This is a genomic window from Methylobacillus sp. MM3, assembly GCF_001645185.1.
Taxonomy (GTDB): domain Bacteria; phylum Pseudomonadota; class Gammaproteobacteria; order Burkholderiales; family Methylophilaceae; genus MM2.
On sequence record NZ_LXTQ01000030.1, the window covers coordinates 289618 to 309989 of the forward strand.

The 20372-nt window shown below is 57.5% G+C and carries 21 protein-coding genes and 1 pseudogene; 16 read left to right on the forward strand and 6 right to left on the reverse strand.

The features are described 5' to 3' along the window. The first annotated feature begins 4 nt into the window (after positions 1-4). Genes A7976_RS10240 through A7976_RS10250 form a run of 3 tightly spaced genes read left to right on the forward strand, consistent with a single transcriptional unit; the run spans position 5 to position 1518 of the window. On the forward strand, positions 5-595 hold the full coding sequence (locus tag A7976_RS10240) for a phosphoheptose isomerase (RefSeq protein ID WP_067111037.1): 591 nt from the start codon (positions 5-7) through the stop codon (positions 593-595). Then, positions 596-1177, forward strand: coding sequence for a BON domain-containing protein (locus A7976_RS10245; protein WP_067111039.1), 582 nt, complete (start codon positions 596-598; stop codon positions 1175-1177). It begins immediately after the preceding gene. Between the two features lie 47 nt (positions 1178-1224). Next, complete coding sequence (locus tag A7976_RS10250) at positions 1225-1518, forward strand: DUF3579 domain-containing protein (RefSeq protein ID WP_067111041.1); 294 nt, start codon at positions 1225-1227, stop codon at positions 1516-1518. 19 nt (positions 1519-1537) lie between these two features. On the opposite strand, the gene A7976_RS10255 is transcribed toward A7976_RS10250, so the two are convergent. Continuing rightward, entirely contained in the window at positions 1538-1981 is a 444-nt protein-coding gene (locus A7976_RS10255; protein WP_088178420.1) for a TlpA disulfide reductase family protein, read from the reverse strand. Between the two features lie 232 nt (positions 1982-2213). Between A7976_RS10255 and trxA the strand changes: the two genes are divergently transcribed. The 4 genes from trxA to A7976_RS10275 all read left to right on the forward strand — a co-directional run bounded on the left by trxA (position 2214) and on the right by A7976_RS10275 (position 5957). Then, a complete protein-coding gene (gene trxA / locus A7976_RS10260; protein WP_067111045.1) occupies positions 2214-2540 on the forward strand; it encodes a thioredoxin TrxA in 327 nt (108 codons plus the stop codon). Positions 2541-2660: 120 nt separating this feature from the next. After that, positions 2661-3920, forward strand: coding sequence for a transcription termination factor Rho (gene rho, locus A7976_RS10265; RefSeq protein WP_067111048.1), 1260 nt, complete (start codon positions 2661-2663; stop codon positions 3918-3920). Between the two features lie 70 nt (positions 3921-3990). Then, positions 3991-4191 carry a 50S ribosomal protein L31 gene (gene rpmE / locus A7976_RS10270; RefSeq protein WP_067111051.1) on the forward strand — a complete coding sequence of 67 codons (201 nt, stop codon included), beginning with the start codon at positions 3991-3993 and terminating at the stop codon, positions 4189-4191. A 104-nt stretch (positions 4192-4295) separates the two neighbouring features. Then, on the forward strand, positions 4296-5957 hold the full coding sequence (locus A7976_RS10275; protein WP_067111053.1) for a glycosyltransferase family 39 protein: 1662 nt from the start codon (positions 4296-4298) through the stop codon (positions 5955-5957). Between the two features lies 1 nt (position 5958). Here the strand turns inward: A7976_RS10275 and A7976_RS10280 are convergent, their stop codons facing one another. The 5 genes from A7976_RS10280 to A7976_RS10300 all read right to left on the reverse strand — a co-directional run bounded on the left by A7976_RS10280 (position 5959) and on the right by A7976_RS10300 (position 10065). Further along, a complete protein-coding gene (locus tag A7976_RS10280) occupies positions 5959-6606 on the reverse strand; it encodes an energy-coupling factor ABC transporter ATP-binding protein (protein ID WP_067111055.1) in 648 nt (215 codons plus the stop codon). Beyond that, positions 6603-7298, reverse strand: a complete 696-nt coding sequence (locus tag A7976_RS10285) for an ABC transporter permease (protein ID WP_067111057.1) — start codon at positions 7296-7298, stop codon at positions 6603-6605. Before A7976_RS10285 ends, A7976_RS10280 begins: the two co-directional genes overlap by 4 nt. Positions 7299-7318: 20 nt before the next feature. Further along, on the reverse strand, positions 7319-8131 hold the full coding sequence (locus A7976_RS10290) for a substrate-binding domain-containing protein (protein ID WP_067111059.1): 813 nt from the start codon (positions 8129-8131) through the stop codon (positions 7319-7321). Positions 8132-8142: 11 nt separating this feature from the next. After that, positions 8143-9585 carry an OprO/OprP family phosphate-selective porin gene (locus A7976_RS10295; RefSeq protein ID WP_082878084.1) on the reverse strand — a complete coding sequence of 481 codons (1443 nt, stop codon included), beginning with the start codon at positions 9583-9585 and terminating at the stop codon, positions 8143-8145. A 123-nt stretch (positions 9586-9708) separates the two neighbouring features. After that, positions 9709-10065 carry a winged helix-turn-helix domain-containing protein gene (locus A7976_RS10300; protein WP_067111061.1) on the reverse strand — a complete coding sequence of 119 codons (357 nt, stop codon included), beginning with the start codon at positions 10063-10065 and terminating at the stop codon, positions 9709-9711. A 139-nt stretch (positions 10066-10204) separates the two neighbouring features. On the opposite strand from A7976_RS10300, the gene moaA reads away from it, so the two are divergent. The 9 genes and pseudogenes from moaA to A7976_RS10345 form a co-directional block, all read left to right on the forward strand. Next, positions 10205-11215: a GTP 3',8-cyclase MoaA gene (moaA, locus tag A7976_RS10305; RefSeq protein WP_067111064.1), complete on the forward strand. Its 1011-nt coding sequence runs from the start codon at positions 10205-10207 to the stop codon at positions 11213-11215. A gap of 2 nt (positions 11216-11217) precedes the next feature. Continuing rightward, entirely contained in the window at positions 11218-12048 is an 831-nt protein-coding gene (locus A7976_RS10310) for a formate dehydrogenase accessory sulfurtransferase FdhD (protein WP_240483851.1), read from the forward strand. Then, positions 12045-12614 carry a molybdenum cofactor guanylyltransferase MobA gene (gene mobA, locus A7976_RS10315; RefSeq protein WP_067111067.1) on the forward strand — a complete coding sequence of 190 codons (570 nt, stop codon included), beginning with the start codon at positions 12045-12047 and terminating at the stop codon, positions 12612-12614. Before A7976_RS10310 ends, mobA begins: the two co-directional genes overlap by 4 nt. Continuing rightward, positions 12611-13177 (forward strand): molybdopterin-guanine dinucleotide biosynthesis protein B, encoded by a 567-nt coding sequence (gene mobB, locus A7976_RS10320; protein ID WP_067111069.1) that lies wholly within the window; start codon positions 12611-12613, stop codon positions 13175-13177. The genes mobA and mobB overlap by 4 nt, the downstream gene beginning before the upstream one ends. A 2-nt stretch (positions 13178-13179) precedes the next feature. Continuing rightward, complete coding sequence (gene glp / locus A7976_RS10325) at positions 13180-14448, forward strand: gephyrin-like molybdotransferase Glp (RefSeq protein WP_067111071.1); 1269 nt, start codon at positions 13180-13182, stop codon at positions 14446-14448. A gap of 86 nt (positions 14449-14534) precedes the next feature. Further along, positions 14535-16643 (forward strand): TonB-dependent receptor, encoded by a 2109-nt coding sequence (locus A7976_RS10330; protein ID WP_067111074.1) that lies wholly within the window; start codon positions 14535-14537, stop codon positions 16641-16643. Between the two features lie 69 nt (positions 16644-16712). Next, on the forward strand, positions 16713-17855 hold the full coding sequence (flhB, locus tag A7976_RS10335) for a flagellar biosynthesis protein FlhB (RefSeq protein WP_067111077.1): 1143 nt from the start codon (positions 16713-16715) through the stop codon (positions 17853-17855). Then, a complete protein-coding gene (gene flhA / locus A7976_RS10340) occupies positions 17855-19921 on the forward strand; it encodes a flagellar biosynthesis protein FlhA (RefSeq protein ID WP_067111079.1) in 2067 nt (688 codons plus the stop codon). The genes flhB and flhA overlap by 1 nt, the downstream gene beginning before the upstream one ends. Further along, positions 19921-20372: pseudogene (locus A7976_RS10345) on the forward strand (flagellar biosynthesis protein FlhF); the annotation flags it as partial. The gene flhA and the pseudogene A7976_RS10345, both read left to right, overlap by 1 nt.

Below are 20372 nucleotides of genomic sequence, written 5' to 3' on the forward strand. Positions count from 1 at the left end.
ACCCATGAACCTGACACCCCGTATAGTCGGCCATTTCGAGGAAAGCGCACAGCTCAAGCTCGTCAGCGCGGACCTGCTCGCCCCGGTAATTGCCGAGGCCGCCGCGATGATTGTTGCGGCCCTTCTCAACGACAAGAAAGTACTCACCTGCGGTAATGGCGGATCGGCGGCACTTGCGCAGTACTTTGCAGCACGCATGCTGAATCGTTTCGACATGGAACGTCCCGGGCTGGCGACCATTTCTCTTTCCGCGGACAACTCGACATTGACGTCGATTGCCAACGACTCCAATTTCTCGCAGGTATTCTCGAAACAAATCATGGCATTGGGCCAGCCCGGTGATATTCTGCTGGCGATGAGTACCAGCGGCAATTCGCAAAACGTACTCGATGCCATAGTCGCCGCGCACGAGCGCGGCATGAACGTAGTCGCATTCAGCGGCGGCGACGGCGGCAGTCTGATGGAACTTTTAATCCCTCAGGATATTCATATCGGCGTTCCCCACGAAAATACTGCCCGCGTTCAGGAAATGTATCTTCTTGTACTGCACTGCCTGTGCGATTCCATCGATTGTCTTCTGCTAGGAGTTGAATAAATGACACGCTTATTAAAACTAATATTACTGGCTGTCTCGCTCACTACCGCCCTGAATGCTTGCGTTCCCGTTGTTGCCGGAGGCGCAGCAGCGGGAGGACTTGCCGCTGCTGACCGCCGCACCTCGGGCGCTTACGTGGATGATGAAGGCATCGAATGGAAAGCCCTCACGGAAATCGAAAAACAATTGCGCAACAAGATTCATGTCAACGTCACCAGCTTCAATCGCAACGTATTGCTGACCGGCGAAGCGCTGGATGAGGAGACCAAGAAGCAGGCCGAATCCATCGCCAAGGAAATCGCCAATGTCCGCAACGTCACCAATGAATTGCAGATCGGCCTCGCCAGCACAGTGCCCGACCGCAGCCGCGACGGCTACCTGACCTCGCTGGTCAAAGGCAAGATGTACAAGGAAAATCGCTTCCCGCCCAATTACGTAAAAGTGGTTACGGAAGCTTCAGTGGTTTATCTGATGGGCATGGTGACCCGCCAGGAAGCCGAAGATGCTGTTGATATCGCACGCAGTATCGATGGCGTGGAGAAAGTGGTCAAAGTCTTCGAATACGTCATCGTCGAGCCATAACAGACTGCTATAATTCGGTTATTCAGATTGAGTAACTTTTACGAACCATGAGTACCGAAATCATTATCGAAGGCCTGACGCGCGCAGGCAAACCTTTCCGCCCTAGCGACTGGGTGGACCGCATGTGCAGCACCTACGCCTCTTTCGGGCCGGATCGCAAACTGCGCTATTCGCCCTACCTGAAACCGCGCCTGCTGAATGGCGTACGCTGCCTGGCGGTGGATATGAAGCTGAAGGACGTAAACCCGGAGGGGTTTGCCCAACTGATGCATTTCGCAGAAGAAAACCAGCTGAACATGAAGGACGCCGAAGGAAACGATATCCCGGCTCCAGCAGTCTGAGTCATATAAGCTCAGCAGATCATTGACCTGCGGTCAACTGCTCCATTTGCTGACGGGTCATCAGGCCACGCTGCATTTTGACCAGTTGTCCTTGCGGATTGTAGATATAAGTGGTCGGCAGGATGTCTGCCGAGCCGAACTGACGGGCGACCTTGTCGTCGCCGAGTACGACAGGATAAGAAATCAGGTTGTCGTCGACAAAGTCGCTCACCTCCTTATCGGTCTCATACTCCATGGCAATGCCGATCACGATCAGATTCTTGCGTTTGTCGTGCAAGGCAATCAGGTCCGGGACTTCTTCCAGGCAAGGCGGACACCAGGTCGCCCAGAAATTTACCAGCACCCATTTGCCCTTGTAGTCCGCCAACGTATGGGTTTTTCCGCTCATGTCCTTCAGCGAGAAGCCATCCGCGGCCTGGGCCGGCCATGCACACGGCATTAGCAAGCCCAGTAGCAATGCCATGCGCAAGCAGGCATAAGCTGCCAATTTGCAGGTTTTCCGGAGTCGATTCATATCATGGCATCTGTTTAAAAATGGCGAGAAGAGTTTACCATTCAGGATTGCTTGAAGAGACTTCACTTAGGCAGGTTTTTTCGCTAGGATAGCGGGAATGCCTTTTTCGGCTGCTTCAATATTGGTTTCCCAAAACCGCTGAACGCCTTAACCACACAGAATCAAATCAACGAGGTTCAACATGAGCGAACATATTGTGCATATTAGCGATGACGCCTTCGAGCAGGAAGTCCTGCAATCCCAGGTGCCCGTGCTGGTCGACTACTGGGCGGAGTGGTGCGGCCCCTGCAAGATGATCGCCCCCATCCTTGACGAAGTCGCCAAGGAATATTCTGGCAAGCTGAAGGTCGCCAAGCTGAACATCGATGAAAATCAGCAAACCCCTCCCAAGTACGGTATTCGCGGCATTCCGACCCTGATGCTGTTCAAGAATGGCAACGTTGAGGCAACCAAGGTGGGCGCACTGTCCAAATCCCAATTGACAGCATTTATTGACAGCAATATTTAAAGCCGATACGCTGGCGTCTGATTCCTGTCCAAAACTGCCCTAAAGCAGTGGGAATCAGGCGCTTAACCCGCCTTACCTCTTTTCCCCGCTCTCCAAGATTTACCAGCGAGTCCTTGCATAATGCACCTATCCGACCTGAAACACCTACCTGTCACCGAACTCGTCGAAATGGCTATTGCCAACGAAGTCGAGGGCGCCAGCCGCATGCGCAAGCAGGACCTGATCTTCGCCCTGCTCAAAAACAAGGCCAAGAAGGGCGACAGCATTTTTGGCGACGGGACGCTGGAGGTATTGCAAGACGGATTCGGGTTCCTGCGCGCACCGGACAGCTCGTATCTGGCGGGGCCGGATGATATTTACGTTTCTCCTTCGCAGATTCGCCGCTTCAACCTGCATACCGGCGACACGATCACCGGCGAAATCCGCACCCCGAAGGAAGGCGAACGCTACTTCGCGTTGGTCAAGGTCGATACCGTCAACGGTGAACCGCCGGAGAACACCAAACACAAGATCCTGTTCGAAAACCTGACACCGCTCTTCCCGACCAAGCCGTTGACGCTGGAACGCGAAATTCGCGGCGAAGAAAACATTACCGGTCGTGTGATCGACATGATCGCTCCGATCGGCAAAGGCCAGCGCGCCCTGCTGGTCGCCAGTCCGAAATCCGGCAAGACGGTGATGATGCAGCACATCGCACATGCCATTACCTCTAACCACCCCGATGTTGTGCTGATTGTGCTGCTGATCGACGAACGCCCGGAAGAAGTGACGGAAATGACCCGCTCGGTAAAGGGCGAAGTGGTCGCCTCGACCTTCGACGAACCGGCCACCCGCCACGTACAGGTCGCGGAAATGGTGCTGGAAAAAGCCAAGCGCCTGGTCGAGCACAAGAAGGACGTGGTGATCCTGCTCGATTCCATCACCCGTCTCGCGCGCGCCTACAACACCGTGGTGCCATCCTCCGGCAAGGTGCTGACCGGCGGCGTCGACGCCAACGCGCTGCAGCGCCCGAAACGTTTCTTCGGTGCCGCGCGCAACATCGAGGAAGGCGGCTCGCTGACCATCATCGCCACGGCACTGGTCGATACCGGCTCGCGCATGGACGACGTGATCTATGAAGAATTCAAAGGCACCGGCAATATGGAAATTCATCTCGACCGCCGCATGGCCGAGAAACGCCAGTACCCCGCGATCAACGTCAACAAGTCCGGCACCCGCCGCGAAGAACTGCTGATCGAGAAGGACATCCTGCAAAAAATCTGGGTGCTGCGCAAGCTGCTGTACCCGATGGACGACCTCGAAGCGATGGAGTTTCTGCTCGACAAAATCAAGTCCACCAAGAACAATGCCGAGTTCTTCGACGCGATGCGTCGCGGATAGTTGAAAAATATTTGAATATGCTGGATAATCGCCAGCTTTCTTGCGACAGCACCAAGCTAAGGACATCAGAATGAAAGCCGACATTCATCCGGATTACAACGAAATTACCGTAACCTGCAGTTGCGGCAACAAGTTCCAGACCCGCTCCACCAACGGTAAGAACCTGAACATCGAAGTATGTTCGCAATGCCATCCGTTCTACACCGGCAAGCAAAAGATCATGGACACCGCCGGTCGCGTGGAAAAATTCCGTCAAAAGTACGGCATGTAATTATTGTTGGCTTGGGCCGACAAAACGAAAGGCAGCTTCGGCTGCCTTTTTGTTTGGCGCTTGCCGTAAAATATCCATCCTAATGACGGAATGACGGCCGAAACATGGCGTTTGAATTCGAACACGACTGGCAGGCGAGTCTTGCAACGCCCAAGCCCAGCATAGGCGAAAGCGCCAAAACCAATCTGCTGTTGCTGCTGTGCTTTATCTGGCTGGCCGTCGGCCTGATCGGGCACCATCCCTGGAAACCCGATGAAGGACAGACCCTCAGCGCGGTTAGACATCTACTTGAGGGCGGTGACTGGCTGGTACCTTTCATCGCGGGTCAGCCAAAACTCGAATACCCTCCGCTCTACTACTTGAGCGCCGCCTTCAGCGCCAGGATTTTCTCTTCGTGGTTGCCCTTGCATGATGGCGCACGTCTTATTACCGGCGTGTGGATGGCGCTCACCTTGCTGCTGATCGGCATGAGCGGACGCGAAATGTGGGGCAAAGGCGCCGGACGCCAGACGACATTCATCTTCCTTAGCTCGATCGGCCTGTTCTTTTCGGCACACCTGCTGTCGCCCGAGGTGGCCGGGCTGACCGGTTATGCGATGGCATTCTACGGGCTGGCGTTGACGCGGCGACGGCCTTGGCGCGCAGCTCCGCTGATCGGCAGCGGCATAGGCATCGCTTTTCTTTCCGTCGGATTGATCGCGGTTGCCATCATTCTGGGTACCGCCATCCTGCTTCCCCTCCTGTTCCGCAGTTGGCGCATTCGGCCCTATCTAGTCAGCTTGCCGACGGGTGTGGCCATTGCGCTGCCATGGATGGCTCTCTGGCTCGTCCCCATGCTGCAAAGTTCGCCCGATATGCTGCAGGACTGGCTGCTTTCCGAACGGCATGCGTTCGATAGCAACAATGTGCTTTATTTCGGCGAATTACTGCTCTGGTTTTCCTGGCCGGCACTGCCGCTGGCAGTCTGGTCATTGTGGCATTTCCGCAGCCACCTGCTGCAACGCCCGCAAATCCAGCTCACCCTGGTGTTTTTCACGATGGCGCTCATCCTGCTTGGCTTGAATTCGGAGAGCCGCGATGTGCTGGCCTTGCCGCTGCTATTGCCGCTGGCAATCATGGGCGGCGCGGCCATAGACAAGCTCTGGCGCGGCGCAGCCAGCGCGCTGGACTGGTTTGGCATCATGCTGTTCGGCATGTTCGGCTTCCTGATCTGGCTGGGCTGGTTCGCGATGATGAGCGGGATACCCGCACGGTTGGCGGCGCGCATGCACAAGCTTTCCGAAGCCTATGTGCCACATTTCGACTGGCTGGCGTTCATCGCCGCGGTTGTTATTACGGTGGTCTGGATGGTGACGGTATTCCACAACAAACGCTCCAATCGCGCGGCCGTCACCGACTGGGCAATCGGTATCACGATGGTTTGGGGGCTGCTGATGACGCTGTGGCTGCCCTGGCTGGATGCGGCCAAGAGCTATGACCGCGTGTATATCGAAATGCAAAAGGCACTTCCGGCTGAGTTTGCCTGCGTCACGAGTCGCAATGTCGGCGAATTCCAGTTATCGATGCTGCACTATTACACCGGAATTCAAGCTCAGCGTTTCGAGAACGTCCAGCGCCTCGATTGCGATCTTTACCTGATCCAGGATGAACGCCGCCGTGACAAGATCGAACCCGGACCGGACTGGGAACTCATCTGGCAAGGTAAACGCCCGAGCGACCGTCGCGAGAGTTTTCGCCTGTATCAGTTCAAGGCTTCCATCCGCTGATTTACAGCGGTTGCAACTCCGAATTTGCCAGCGTATATCGGGCCGACCATGACTGGTCGATCAGCTCTCGGTCATGCGTTGCCACCAGCACGCAATTATCTTCATCGCCCATATGGGCGATCAGCTCGACAACCTGGCGCCGGGCCGACAAATCCAGATTGGCCGTCGGCTCGTCCAGAAGCAAAAGCCGCGGCTTGAGCACGCGCGCCCGAGCCAGCGCCACACGTTGTTTCTCGCCTCCGGAAAGCCGCGACGGTGGCACTTTTGCCACTGTCTCCAGTCCGGCCCATGCCATTTCCGCTTCTATGCGCCGCACAATTTCAGCCTTGGACAAACCCTGGCCTTTCAGCCCGTAGGCGATATTGGCGGCGACGCTGCTATGGAACAAATAAGGGTGTTGATGCATGTAAATAATCGCAGGTGCCAGCGTGACGATTTCCGGCGGCCCGAGTTTCCGGCCATCGAACACATAACTCGACATATCGGCTTGCTCCAGGCCGGCAAGGATACGAAGCAGTGTCGTCTTGCCAGCGCCATTTGAACCCGTGACGATATAGCTTTTGCCGCGATCAAGCATCAACTGCGGGATATCGAACAACAGTCGTTCGCCGAAAGACTTGCGCAACCCCTGCACATTCAGCAGATTCATTTCAATCCACCCTTGCCTTGCAGCAGCGCCATACCGGCATTGGTGACCAAGGCAATCACGACCAGCACGATACCGAGCGCGATCCCCTGCGCGAATTCACCCTTGCTGGTTTCCAGCGCAATGGCAGTAGTGATGTTGCGCGTCACGCCGGCAATATTGCCGCCCACCATCATCGCGCAGCCGACTTCGGAAATGACGCGTCCAAAACCGGTAACCACAGCCGCCATCACCGCAAACCTGACTTCCAGCATCTGCGTCCAGGCGACTCGCACCCGCCCTGCTCCCAGCGTTCTCGCCGTCTCAGCGACTCGCGCATCTGCACCTTGCACCGCAGAAAGCGTCATTGCCGCAAGTATGGGGAAAGCGAGCACGGCCTGGCCGAGGATCATGCCCCCTTGAGTGAATAACAACTCATGCTCACCCAGCGGGCCATTCCGGGTCAGCATGAAATACATGACAAGCCCGACGACTACCGTCGGCAATGCCAGCAATGTCTGCACCAGCACGATCAGTACACGGCGGCCCGGGAAGGAAAAATTGGCGAGAAGAAATGCCAACGCCACCGCCGGCGGGGTCGCCAGCAGCAGCGAGAAAAAGCAGACACGCAATGAAACAAAAACGATGCCCCACAAGGTGGCATCGCCCTCCCAAAGCATGCGTAATGCCTGGAGCGCGGCTTCGGAAAGGCTCATGGTTTCATCTGGTTAAGGGGTTAATTGGCCGAAGGGATGAACAACTGCTCGCCGCCAACCTTGAAATCGCCGATCAGCTTCTGGCCTTCCGGTGAGGTAATCCAGTTGATCAGCTCTGTCGCACCCTGATAGTTGGTTTTCGGGTATTTCTTGGGATTGACCGCAATGATACCGTAAGGGTTGAACATGCGGGCGTCGCCTTGCATCAGCACCGGCAGGCCGACCTTGTCCTGGAAGCTGATATAAGTGCCGCGGTCGGTCAGCGTGTACGCACGCATCTCGCCTGCCATCATCAGTACCTCGCCCATGCCCTGACCGGCGGAAAAGTACCAGCGCTGGCCAGCCGGCTTGATATCCAGCGCCTTCCAATACCCCTTTTCCATCTGGTCGGTGCCGGAATCGTCGCCGCGCGAAACGAACTTCCATTTCGCATCGGCAATTTTCCTCATCGCAACCAGCACGTCTTTTTCGCCCTTGATTTTCGCCGGATCGTTGTTGGGGCCGATCAATACAAAGTCGTTGTACATCACGTCGCGACGGTCAATGCCATGCCCTGCCGCGACAAAGGCATCTTCGGAGGGGCGTGCATGCACCAGTACCGCATCGACGTTGCCATCTTCGCCCAGTTTGAGCGCCTTGCCGGTGCCTACGGCGATCACATGCACCTTGCAACTGCACTTGGTTTCTAACTTGGGCAGGATTGCGTCCAGCAGACCGGAAGAGGCAGTGCTGGTCGTGGTGGCGAGACGAATGACCTGCTTATCGGCCGCCTGTCCGCTTACAATTGTGAAGGCAAGCGTCAGGGCCAGCAGAATTTTATAGAGCCGATTCATGTTGCCTCCCATTAGAAGTCGTATTGCGCACGCAGCAGGATGGTCTTCTCGCGATCGTCAGTCTTGCCGTTGATCGTGAGTTCGGCCGGCTCATCAAACTCGGTTTGGATATAGTTCAGCACCAAGCGCGCGTTCGGATTGAGTATCCACTTGGCACCCAAAGTCCAGGCTTCCGCTTCGCTGGCAGTAGAGCCAGCAGGGGTTGCGAGCAGGCTACGGAACTCGGAACCGTCGAAGTTGCTGTAACGCAGACCAAGCTCAAAAGCGCCCCAGCCGCTCTTGTTGTCAAAATTCTGTTTCGGCTTGACGCGTCCGAACACCCCGCTCTTGTAAGCATCGGCCCATGATTCGCCGGTAACCAGCCAATTGATGTCGGCATACCACGCGGTGATGTCACGATCGAATGCAGTCCCGCTCTTCACGCCCTCGAAATTGGCATCGATGTATTCCGCCTGCAGTTTGACAGGGCCATAGGCCAGAGCACTTTCCACACCCCAGCGGTCACGGTCGGCACGCTCGTCAAGACCAGTCACATTGAAGAATTGGGTACCGTTGCCTTCCGTCGATTGAGTCAACGAGGTCTTGCCGATATCCCCTTTGCTGGCGGAAGCACCGACATGAATGACCGCCTTCTTGATTTCGGCCAGCGATGCAAAGTTGGCATTGACGCGCATCCCAACATCCTTGCCATCGTTCTTGTCATCGTTGTTCTGGCCCGTGCCATTCACGACATAGGCGTTGTAGTTGAGCCAGGGCAGTGGATCGCCATGCACCATGACGCCGCGATCATAGGTCGAGGTGAAAATGCTGCCATTGTTGGTCGCAAGCGACAATTCGGCAAAATCGATAAAGTTGGTGCTATAGGCGCGCTCCAGGCCAAAGAATGGCTTGAATTGGCCAGCACGAATCTTGGCGCCTTTCCAGCGGTTGTAGTCAAGATAAGCGTATGTCAGCGCCGTCGTCGATTTCGCCCCCGTATTATCGTTGGCATATTCACCCTCTACGCGCACCGCGAAATCCTTGAGGAAGCTGAACGTACCGCCAAAACGCGCGCGGCGGATGGAAAAGACGTCGTCCTTCCATTCGCTGGGGTCAAATGTCCGATAATCCGCCTGCACACGGCCATTGATCTGCAATTTCCAGTTACCGCTGCCGTCCTCGAATGTCAGGCCGTCCTTGAATGCGGCATACACCGGACTGCCCTCGCTCTTGCCCTTTTCCTTGACGCGCTCTTCCTTGCCTTGCGCCATCTGTTGCTGCATGGCCTTGAGTTCTTCGGCCATCACCTGCATCTGCTTGTCCTGTTCGGCGCGCTGCTGCTGCATTTGCTGCATCATGGCTTCAAGCTGCTTGATGCGATCAGGCGACGCGTCGTCCGCATAGGCGCCAGGCGCCATGGCGGCCAGCACAAGCACAGCCAGGCGGCGCTTGTTAGTTGTGAATGATTTATGCATGACTTCTCCCTTGAGACTTTCGAAATGAATTCGGAATTGCGAGATATACAACTGGAAATAGCGGATCGCTACATTTAATGAAATATAACGAAGAATGTCAATGAACGTGCTGAGTTTAAAAGCCTAATCCTCGCCGAATGGCGACAGCAGGCTTATCAGCTCATGCAGTTCGGCGGAAACGCAATCATTCGCCTTGCATTCCATTGCGCGGTAACGGCGCAATACGTCATGACCGAACTCGGTGACATGCGCACCACCGCCATGGCTGCCGCCGGTAGCGGTGGCAACAAGCGGCTGCTTGAAACAGCGATTCATGGTGTCGACCAGATCCCAGGCACGCTTGTAGGACATGCCCATTTCGCGTGCACCAGCGGAAATCGAACCCACGCGGTCGATGGCTTCCAGCAGATCGGCCTTGCCCGGCCCCATGGCTGATTCCTTGCCGTAAGGAATGCGAATTTTCAATAATCGTGAGCTCACGCCGGTATTGTACCTATTTTGCCCGGGCGCTTTTCCGAGTATTATTGTCAGGTATTGATCTCATTCGGTTTTGTCGTTGTCCGGCAGAATGGAAACTCCTAAAATGCAGGGTTCACCTTCCACAGTCATCGCAGGAAACATGGCGCCTCAAGACTCCTCACCCGCAGAGCTGATCGACCAGTTCGGTCGGCGCGTGGACTACATCCGGCTGTCGATTACCGACCGCTGCGACTTCCGTTGCGTCTACTGCATGGGCGAAGACATGACTTTTCTCCCGCGTGAGGAAGTGCTCACCCTTGAAGAATGCGAGCGCCTGGTGCGCGTATTTGTCGGCCTGGGCGTACAAAAGGTGCGCATTACCGGCGGCGAACCGCTGGTGCGCAAGAATGCACTGTGGCTGTTCGAGCAAGTCGGCAAGCTGCCGGGGTTGCGCGAACTGGTACTCACCACCAACGGCTCGCAACTCGATCATCAGGCGCTGCCGCTGAAAGAGGCAGGCGTCAGCCGCATCAACATCAGCCTGGACAGCCTCGATGCCGAACGCTTCCGCAAGATCACGCGCGTCGGCGATATCAACAAAGTACTGCGCGGCATCGATGCCGCCAAGGCAGCCGGGATAGCACGCATCCGCCTCAACAGCGTGTTGATGCGCGGCTTCAATGACGATGAAGCCGTCGCGCTGACGCAATTTGCCGTCGATAAGGGCATCGATATCGCGTTTATCGAAGAAATGCCATTGGGCCAGGTCGACCATAACCGCGAATCGAGCTGCGTTACCAGCGACGAAACGCTGGGCGTATTACAGCAGCATTTCCGACTCGTCAGCAGCGCCGAAACCACCGGAGGCCCTGCCCGCTACTGGCGCATACCCGACACGGAAACGCGCGTCGGCTTTATTTCGCCGCACAGCCATAACTTCTGCGAATCCTGCAACCGCGTGCGCATCACCTGCAAGGGCGAGCTTTTCTTGTGTCTGGGGCAAGAGGACGTCGTCGACTTGATGCCTTTGCTGCGCGAATACCCGAACGACGACGCACCGATCAGAGAGGCGATCGTCAACGCGATGAAGATCAAACCCAAGGGTCATGATTTCGATCTGCGCCGCGCGGAACCCGCAGTAGTACGCTTCATGTCCGTTACCGGCGGTTGATCGTGTCCCGGCTTCGTCCTGAAATCACCCACGCCAGCCGGCCGCTCACCTTCATGGTGCCGGCCGTCAACGAGCACGGCGAAACGCTTGAAACCGAAATCGCCGGCGAAGGCCCGCTGACGCTCTATCTCGACAAGCGCGAAATCGTGACCCTGATGACACTGGGCGCCGCACCGGAAGCCCTTGCCATTGGCTATCTGCGCAACCAGCGGCTGCTGCCGGATATCGAGTCCATCGCCAGCGTGCAAGTCGACTGGGAAACCGAGGCAGTCGCGGTCACCACCCGCCACGGCATCAAGAACATTGAAAAACGCCTGAGCAAGCGCACCGTCACGACGGGTTGCGGGCAAGGCACGGTATTCGGCGATTTGATGGAGGAGATCGACCATATCAAGCTGCCGCCTGACGCCGAACTGACCGAGGAAACGCTGCAAGCCCTGCTGGAAAACGTGCGTCATTACGACAGCCTGTACAAGAAAGCCGGCGCCTTGCACGGTTGCGCGCTCGCCAAGGGGCCGGAAATCCTCTATTACGTCGAGGACGTGGGCCGCCATAACGCCGTGGATGCGATTGCCGGCATGATGTGGCTGGACGGAATCGACGGTCACGACAAGATTTTCTACACCACCGGACGGCTCACCAGCGAAATGGTGATCAAGGCCGCGCAGATGGGCGTACCTTTCCTGGTGTCGCGTTCCGGCCTCACCCGCATGGGCTGGGAAATCGCGCAGAAGGTGGGCATCACCATGCTGGGCCGCGCGCAGGGCCGGCATTTTCTGTTGTTCACCGGAGCAGAGCGCTTCCGCCACGCGGAAATCGAGACAACAGCATGAAAGTGACAGGCATCGTACTTGCCGGCGGCATGGGCCGGCGCATGGGCGGCGTGGATAAAGGCCTGGTACCTTTCCAGGGCAAGCCGCTCGTGGCGCATGTGCTGGAGCGCCTGCGCCCGCAGGTCGATGAAATCCTGGTCAACGCCAATCGCGAAACCGACACCTACGCCAAATTCGGCTATCCCGTCGTATCCGACGCCATCGGTGGTTTCGCCGGACCGCTGGCCGGATTGCACTGCGGCATGACCGCGGCTACCACCGAGCTGGTCGCAACAGTTCCCTGCGACTCCCCTTTCCTTCCCGCCGACCTGATAGCACGTCTGCTACAAGCCCTGCAGCAGAATGACGCCGATCTCGCCGTCGCAAAAACCGGCAACCAGCCGCATCCGGTATTCTGCCTGTGCCGCAAGGCGCTGCTGCCCAACCTGACACAATTCCTGGAAAGCGGCGGGCGCAAGATCGACTTCTGGTATGCCGGCGTGCGCACCGTCGAAGTGGCATTCGACGATGAAGAACAGGCTTTCGCCAACATCAACACGCCCGAGGAATTGTCTTGTCTGCAATGATTACCTGCGATGTGCCGCTGCTCGGCTTTTGCGCTTACGGCAGCGGCATCGGCAAGACCACACTGCTGACGAGCCTGATTCCGGTACTGACCGCGCGCGGGTTGAATCTTTCCGTGATCAAACACGCGCACCACACTTTCGACATCGACCACCCGGGCAAGGACAGTTACCGCATCCGCGAAGCCGGTGCGGTGCAGACCATGCTGGGATCGCGTCGCCGCTGGGCGCTGATGACCGAGATGTCGCGCATCAGCGACCGCGAGGACGACCTGCGGCTGGCCGAATTGCTGCCGCATATGGACACCGCGCTGGTTGACCTGATCCTGGTCGAAGGTTTCAAGCAGGAACCTATCCCCAAGATCGAGATATTCCGTCCTGCGTTGCACAAACCCTTGCTGGCGACGACCGACCCGCATGTGATCGCCGTTGCCACCGACGGCCCTGCACCGACAACACTACCGCAACTTGACCTGAACGACCCACACGCCATCGCCGATTTCGTGCAGGCGTGGCTGGCACAGCAACAGAATTCCCTGAAAATCGTTTCCACACAGCGACCCTGAACATGACCCAAGACCTCATCCGCGCCATCAGCTGCGCCGACGATTACGATCCCAACTCGATGTCCGTGGACAAAGCCCGTCGCTTTATCCGCGATTTTCTCCAGCCCGTGCAGACAAAGGAAAGCCTCGCGTTGCGCAGCTCGCTGGGCCGCGTACTGGCAGAAGATATCCTCTCGCCCTATAACGTACCCAACCACAACAATTCTGCGATGGACGGCTACGCACTGAATGCCGACGATGTGGCAGCCAGTGGCAATACCACGCTGCGCATCGCAGGCACTGCCTTCGCCGGCAAGGCGTTTGAAGGCACGGTCGGCAAGGGAGAATGCGTACGCATCATGACCGGCGCGGTCATGCCGCCGGAATGCGACACCGTGGTGATCCAAGAGCATGTACAAGCGGAGGATGGCCGTATCACCTTCGGCGAGGGCGTCAGGCGCGGACAGAACCTGCGCTATGCCGGTGAGGATTTGAAGCAAGGCCAGGTGGTATTCGCCGCCGGGCACATGATGCGCCCGGCCGACCTCGGGCTGATCGCGTCGCTTGGTCTGGGCGAGGTCAAGGTCTACCGCAAATTGCGTGTCGCATTCTTCTCCACCGGAGACGAACTCGCCAGCATTGGCCAACCGCTCGAAGCCGGCCAGGTTTACGACAGCAATCGCTACACGCTCTATGGCATGCTGACGCGCCTGGGCGTGGAGGTGATCGACATGGGTGTGGTGCGCGACGACCCTGCACTGCTCGAACAAGCATTGCAGGATGCGGCGGCCTGCGCCGACGTCATCCTCACCAGTGGTGGCGTCTCGGTCGGCGAAGCGGACTACATGAAGCAACTGCTTACCGAGCTCGGCCAGGTCGTGTTCTGGAAAATCGCGATGAAGCCCGGCCGCCCGCTCGCCTACGGCAAGATCGGCGATGCCCATTACTTCGGCTTGCCCGGCAATCCGGTCTCGGTCATGGTCACCTTTTACCAGTTCGTGCGCGATGCGATGCTGGTGCTGATGGGTCAGCCCAACCCTGTGCCGGTGCCGCAACTGTCCGTGATTTCTGCCGGCAATCTGAAGAAGGCGCCGGGTCGCACCGAGTTCCAGCGCGGCGTGCTATTCGCCGACGGCGACGGGCAATGGAAAGTGCAATCCATCGGCAATCAAGGCTCCGGCGTGTTGCGCTCGATGTCCGAAGCCAATTGCTTTATCGTCATGGACGAGAGCTGCGGCAATATTCAGGCTGGCGAAACTGTAAAAGTACAAATACTGGATGGTTTTGTCTGAAATTAATGAATTTCATGATGTTCAACGGCCGAGCTTGTGAGTACATTGCATCCATATATATTTGCCAAAAAAAGTAAGGATGCACCATGTTTCAGCCCACCCCTCTCACTCTTGCCATAGCGGCTAGCCTTGCGGCATTTCCAGCCTGGGCAGAAGAAACTTCCGCCGACAGCGCCGTCATCACCGCACCCGTCGTCGTAACCGCCACGCGCGTCGAGCAGAACAGCTTCGATTTGCCGGTTTCCATCGACGTTGTCGACGGCGAAACGATACGAGAGGGTCAACCGCGCATCAACTTATCCGAAACAGCGGTGCGTATTCCCGGTGTTGTCGTTAGTAACCGCAACAACCCGGCGCAGGACATCGCGATCTCGACTCGCGGCTTCGGCGCACGCTCGGCATTCGGCGTACGCGGCGTACGGCTATATGCGGACGGCATCCCGATGTCGATGCCGGACGGCGCGGGCCAAACCGGCACCTTCAATCTGGATACCGCAAAAAGCATTGAATTCATGCGCGGGCCGTTTTCTGCTCTGTATGGCAACTCATCGGGCGGTGTCGTGCAACTCCTTACCGCCGACGGCGAGGAAATGCCGACCGTATCTGGCGGCATCACTTTCGGAAGCTATGATTCCCAGCGCGAAAGCCTGACATTCAGCGGCCAGGAAGGCGCCTTCAACTACATCGTCAATGCCGCCCACCAGCAAAGCGACGGCTACCGCGACCATAGCGAATCGACCCGCGACACCTTGCACGGGAAATTCAGCTATCAGGCCAGTGAAGATACCAAAATTACCCTGCTGGCAACGGCGCTCGACCAGCCGGAATCGCAGGACCCCCTGGGCCTTACCAAAGCCCAGATGCACGCAGACCCCAGATCCATCTATCCCGACACCGGCGGCGGCAACGCGGAATCGCGCAACACTCACGTCGACCGGAACCACGTCCAGGCCGGCGTGGTTCTCGACCACAATTTTTCCGAAGAGCACAGCATTCGCCTGATGACTTACTACGGTCAACGCGAAAATCGCCAATATCTGGTGACCAACACTGTGTCCACCATTGATCGCGATTTCGGCGGAGCGGATGCACGATGGACCTACAAATCGACTCTCGCCGATAAGCCATTCACGGTAACCGCCGGCCTCAACTACGACACGATGACGGATGACCGCCGAGCCTATAACGCACTCAACGGTGTGCTGATTCCGGGAGAAACGCGCAGGGAAGACCAGAACGTTCATAACTTCGATCAGTATGTTCAAGCCACCTGGGAGCCCTCCGAGCGCTGGTTGCTGACTGGCGGCCTGCGGCACACCAAGATCGATTTCGATATCGACGACCAATTCCTGAGCAATGGCGACAATAGCGGCTCCATGAGTTTCAGCAATACCAGTCCGGTCGCCGGCGTTACGTTCAAGCTCACTCCTACGGTCAACCTCTATGCCAATGCAGGCAAGGGATTCGAAACACCCACGTTTATCGAACTCAATTACGACCGTACTTTCTCCACGATCAACAACACCATCAAGCCGAGCGAAAGCAAGAATTACGAAGTGGGGGTAAAAGCCTTCATTTCCGACATGACGCGCGTCAATCTTGCCTTGTTCAAGGTCGATACCGAAAAGGAAATCGTCGTTGATACTTCGGTCGGTGGGCAAACCGCCTATAAAAATGCCGGCGATACCGAACGCAAAGGCCTCGAACTCTCCATTGACAGCATTCTTCCCAATAACTTCAAGTTTTATGCGGCATATACCTTGATGAGCGCGGAATACAAGGATGCCTTCCAATGCTTTGGAAGCGGCACGGTTAACTTGTGGTGTACCGGAGATAAAACCGTCGATGCCGGCAACAAGATCCCCGGCACCTATTCTTCAACCACCTATGCGGAATTATCCTGGAAGCACGCTCCGACCGGATTTTCGACGGCCATTGAAGGCATCCATTTCAGCAAGACCTATGTCAATGACCTCAATACCGAATCCGCTAATCCTTATACCACCTTTAACTGGCGCGGCGGGTTCACCCAGAAAATGACCGCATGGGAATTCAACGAATTTATCAGGGTGGATAACATTACCGATAAAAACTATTCGGCTTCGGTGAAAGTGAACGAAACGAGAATGCGTTATTACGAGCCTTCCTCATCGCGCAACTGGCTCTTCGGCGTAAGTGCCAGCTACCGGTTCTGATCGAACAATCCATCTTCATGGTTAACCCGCCTCCGGCGGGTTTTCTTTTTGCAGTAAAATCCTGCCACCATGGCAGAAGACAGCGATCTCGAAAAAACAGAACCAGCGTCACCAAGGCGCTTGGATGAGGCGCGCAAAAAAGGCAACATCCCTCGCTCGCGGGAGTTGAACACCTTCGCCATCCTGATCGTGGCCGGCGCCACCCTGCTGATGATGGGAGCCCAACTCACAGCCGGCATGACTGACCTCATACGACGCGGCTTGACCTTCGATCGCGCGGCGCTCAATTCACCCGACTTCATGTGGAACAGCCTGATCCATGCCACGCTGGATATGTTGCAGCTGTTTCTTCCTTTCCTGCTGGTATTGGTAATCGCCGCGTTGGCCGCACCCATCCTGCTTGGCGGATGGATGATGAGTGCAGAGGCCGTTCAGCCCGATTTCGGCCGGCTGAACCCGATGAAAGGGATCGCACGCCTGTTTTCCGTCACCAGTCTGGGAGAGTTGGGAAAAGCCATCGCCAAATCACTCGTGGTGGGCGGCGTCGGGTTCGCTGTGATCTGGAACTACCAGGAAGAAGCGTTCTCACTCGCCTCCGAATCGGTTGATTCCGGGATATATCATCTGGGTAGCCTGCTGGGCTGGCTGTTTATCCTGATCACATCGGCGATGATCCTGATCGTCGCCATCGACGTGCCGTTCCAGCTATGGGAGTACTACCGCAAACTTCGCATGACCAAGGAAGAAGTGCGGCAGGAAATGAAGGAAAGCGAAGGGGATCCACAGATCAAGGGCCGCATCCGCGCGATGCAGCGCGAAATGGCGCGCCGCCGCATGATGGCAGAAGTGCCCAAGGCCGACGTCATCGTCACCAACCCGACGCACTACGCGGTAGCCCTGCGCTACAACGAAAAGGAAATGCGCGCGCCGCGCGTCATCGCCAAAGGCTCCTATCTGCTCGCGGAGCGCATCCGCGAGCTGGGGGTGGAGCATCACGTGCCCATCCTGAGCGCGCCCCCCTTGGCGCGAGCCTTATACAAGCACGCCGAGCTCGAACAGGAAATCCCTGCCTCGCTTTTCTCCGCCGTGGCCGAAGTGCTCGCTTACGTTTACCAGCTTCGCAGTTATAATAAGCAAGGCGGCGCCATGCCGCAGCAACCGGAGAATATTCCGGTGCCCGAGGGAATGGATATTTTGGATACGACTGAATAATGGCAGTGATGGCTGCACCCCGGCTGGATCTGCGCGCGCTAGCCGCGCCGCTGCTCATCATCATGATCCTCGCCATGATGGTGCTGCCGCTTCCCACCTTTCTGCTCGACCTGCTGTTCACCTTCAATATCGCGCTGTCCATGATCGTCATCATGGTCAGCATGTACACGCTGAAACCGCTGGACTTCGCCGCCTTCCCCACCGTGCTGCTAATGACCACGCTGTTGCGGCTGTCGCTGAATGTCGCCTCCAGCCGGATTGTTTTGCTCGAAGGGCATACCGGCGCCGATGCGGCGGGCAAGGTGATCGAGGCTTTCGGCCACTTCCTGGTCGGCGGCAATTACGCGGTCGGTATTGTGGTGTTCATTATCCTGGTGATCATCAACTTCGTGGTTATCACCAAAGGCGCGGGGCGCATTGCTGAAGTTAGCGCTCGCTTTACATTGGACGCCATGCCCGGCAAGCAGATGGCCATCGACGCCGACCTCAACGCCGGCCTGATCGGCGAAGACGAAGCTCGCCGTCGCCGTACGGAAATCGCAGAGGAAGCCGAGTTCTACGGCTCCATGGACGGTGCCAGCAAATTCGTGCGTGGCGACGCCGTCGCCGGCATCCTGATCATGCTGATCAACATCATCGGCGGACTCGCGGTCGGCATCTTCCAGCACGACCTCGACCTCGCCACCGCCGTCAACAACTACACCCTGCTGACCATCGGCGATGGCCTGGTCGCGCAAATTCCGGCGCTCATCATCTCCACTGCGGCCGGTATCGTGGTGACCCGCGTGGGCAAGGACGAAGACATTGGCCAGCAGATGCTGGGCCAGATGTTCAACAACTCCAAGGTGCTTTATCTGACTGGCGGCGTGCTCGGCATACTCGGCCTGATTCCCGGCATGCCGCATCTCGCATTTCTCATCCTGGCGGCCATCCTGATTGGGACCGGTTACACGATGGAATCCCGCGCCCAGGCGGCAGTCGCTCAGGAGACCGTAGCCGAGACAGTAGCCCCGTCTACCGAAATTCCGGAAGTCGGCTGGGACGATGTCGCGCCGGTCGACGTGCTGGGGCTGGAAGTCGGCTATCGCCTGATCCCGCTGGTCGACCGCGGCCAGGATGGCGAACTGCTCCGCCGTATTCGCGGCATCCGCAAGAAATTCGCGCAAGACATGGGCTTCCTCGTGCCGGCGGTGCATATCCGGGACAATCTCGAACTGCGCCCGAACGCCTACCGCATCGCGCTCAAGGGAGTGGAAATCGGTCAGGGCGAAGCCTTTGCCGGGCAGTTCCTTGCCATCAATCCGGGACGGGTTCTGGGAGAACTTTCCGGCACGCCGACACACGACCCCACATTCGGCCTGCCGGCCGTGTGGGTAGGCGCCGAAATGCGAGAGCAGGCACAAAGCTTCGGTTACACCGTGGTCGATGCCTCGACCGTGGTGGCGACGCATTTGTCCAACATCATCCAGAGCCATGCCGCTGAATTGCTGGGCCGCGAGGAAACGCAACAACTGGTCGACCGCATCGGCAAGGAATCGCCCAAGCTGGTGGAAGATCTGATTCCCAAGACCCTCCAGCTCGGTACCCTGCAGAAAGTATTGCAGAATTTGTTGCAGGAGGGCGTGCATATCCGCGACATGCGCACCATCCTCGAAGTATTGGCCGACAACGCCTCTCGCACGCAGGATGCGGAGCAACTCTCGGCCATGGTTCGTACCGCACTTGGCCGCGCGATCACCCAATCGCTCTTCCCCGGCAACAGCGAGCTGCAAGTCATCGCGCTGGCACCGCAGCTGGAAAACATCCTGATGCAGGCCACGCAAACACCAGGCGCGGAAGGTCCGGGACTGGAACCTGGTCTTGCGGATCAGCTTCTGCGCGGCGTCAGTCGGGCGGCGGAAAGCCAGGAACAGATGGGCATGCCTGCCGTGCTACTGGTCCCTGCTCCCATGCGTTCGCTGATGGCGCGTTTCCTACGCCGCTCGGTTTCGCAACTGCACGTGCTGTCGCATTCCGAAGTTCCTGACGGACGCATGATCCGCGTCGTTGCCACGGTAGGCAGCTGATGCAGATCCGCAAGTTTTTCGGAGCCAATACCCGCGAGGTATTGCGTCAGGTCAGGGATGCACTGGGAACAAATGCGTTGATTCTTTCCAACCGCCAGGTAGCCGACGGCATCGAAATCATGGCGGTGGCCGAAGACGAAGCGCAAGCGCTCGCCCACGTCCATCCAGCCCCCATCGCCCGCGCTCCGCAACCGCAGCCAGTCTTCAAGTCGATCACTCCTATACCTGCCATTCCGACGCCCGCGCCGCCTGAAATCAGGCATCCTGAAACCGCGCCGCCGCAGGAACCGTCGGTCAAAGCTGCTGCAGCAAGCGCACAGTACACCGAAATGTCCCAGGAACTGAAGCGCATGCGCAGCCTGCTGGAATCGCAGCTGTCGGGCTTCGCCTGGGGCGAACTGGCACGGCGCGACCCGGTCAAGGCCGAACTGATGCGCACGCTGCTGGGCGC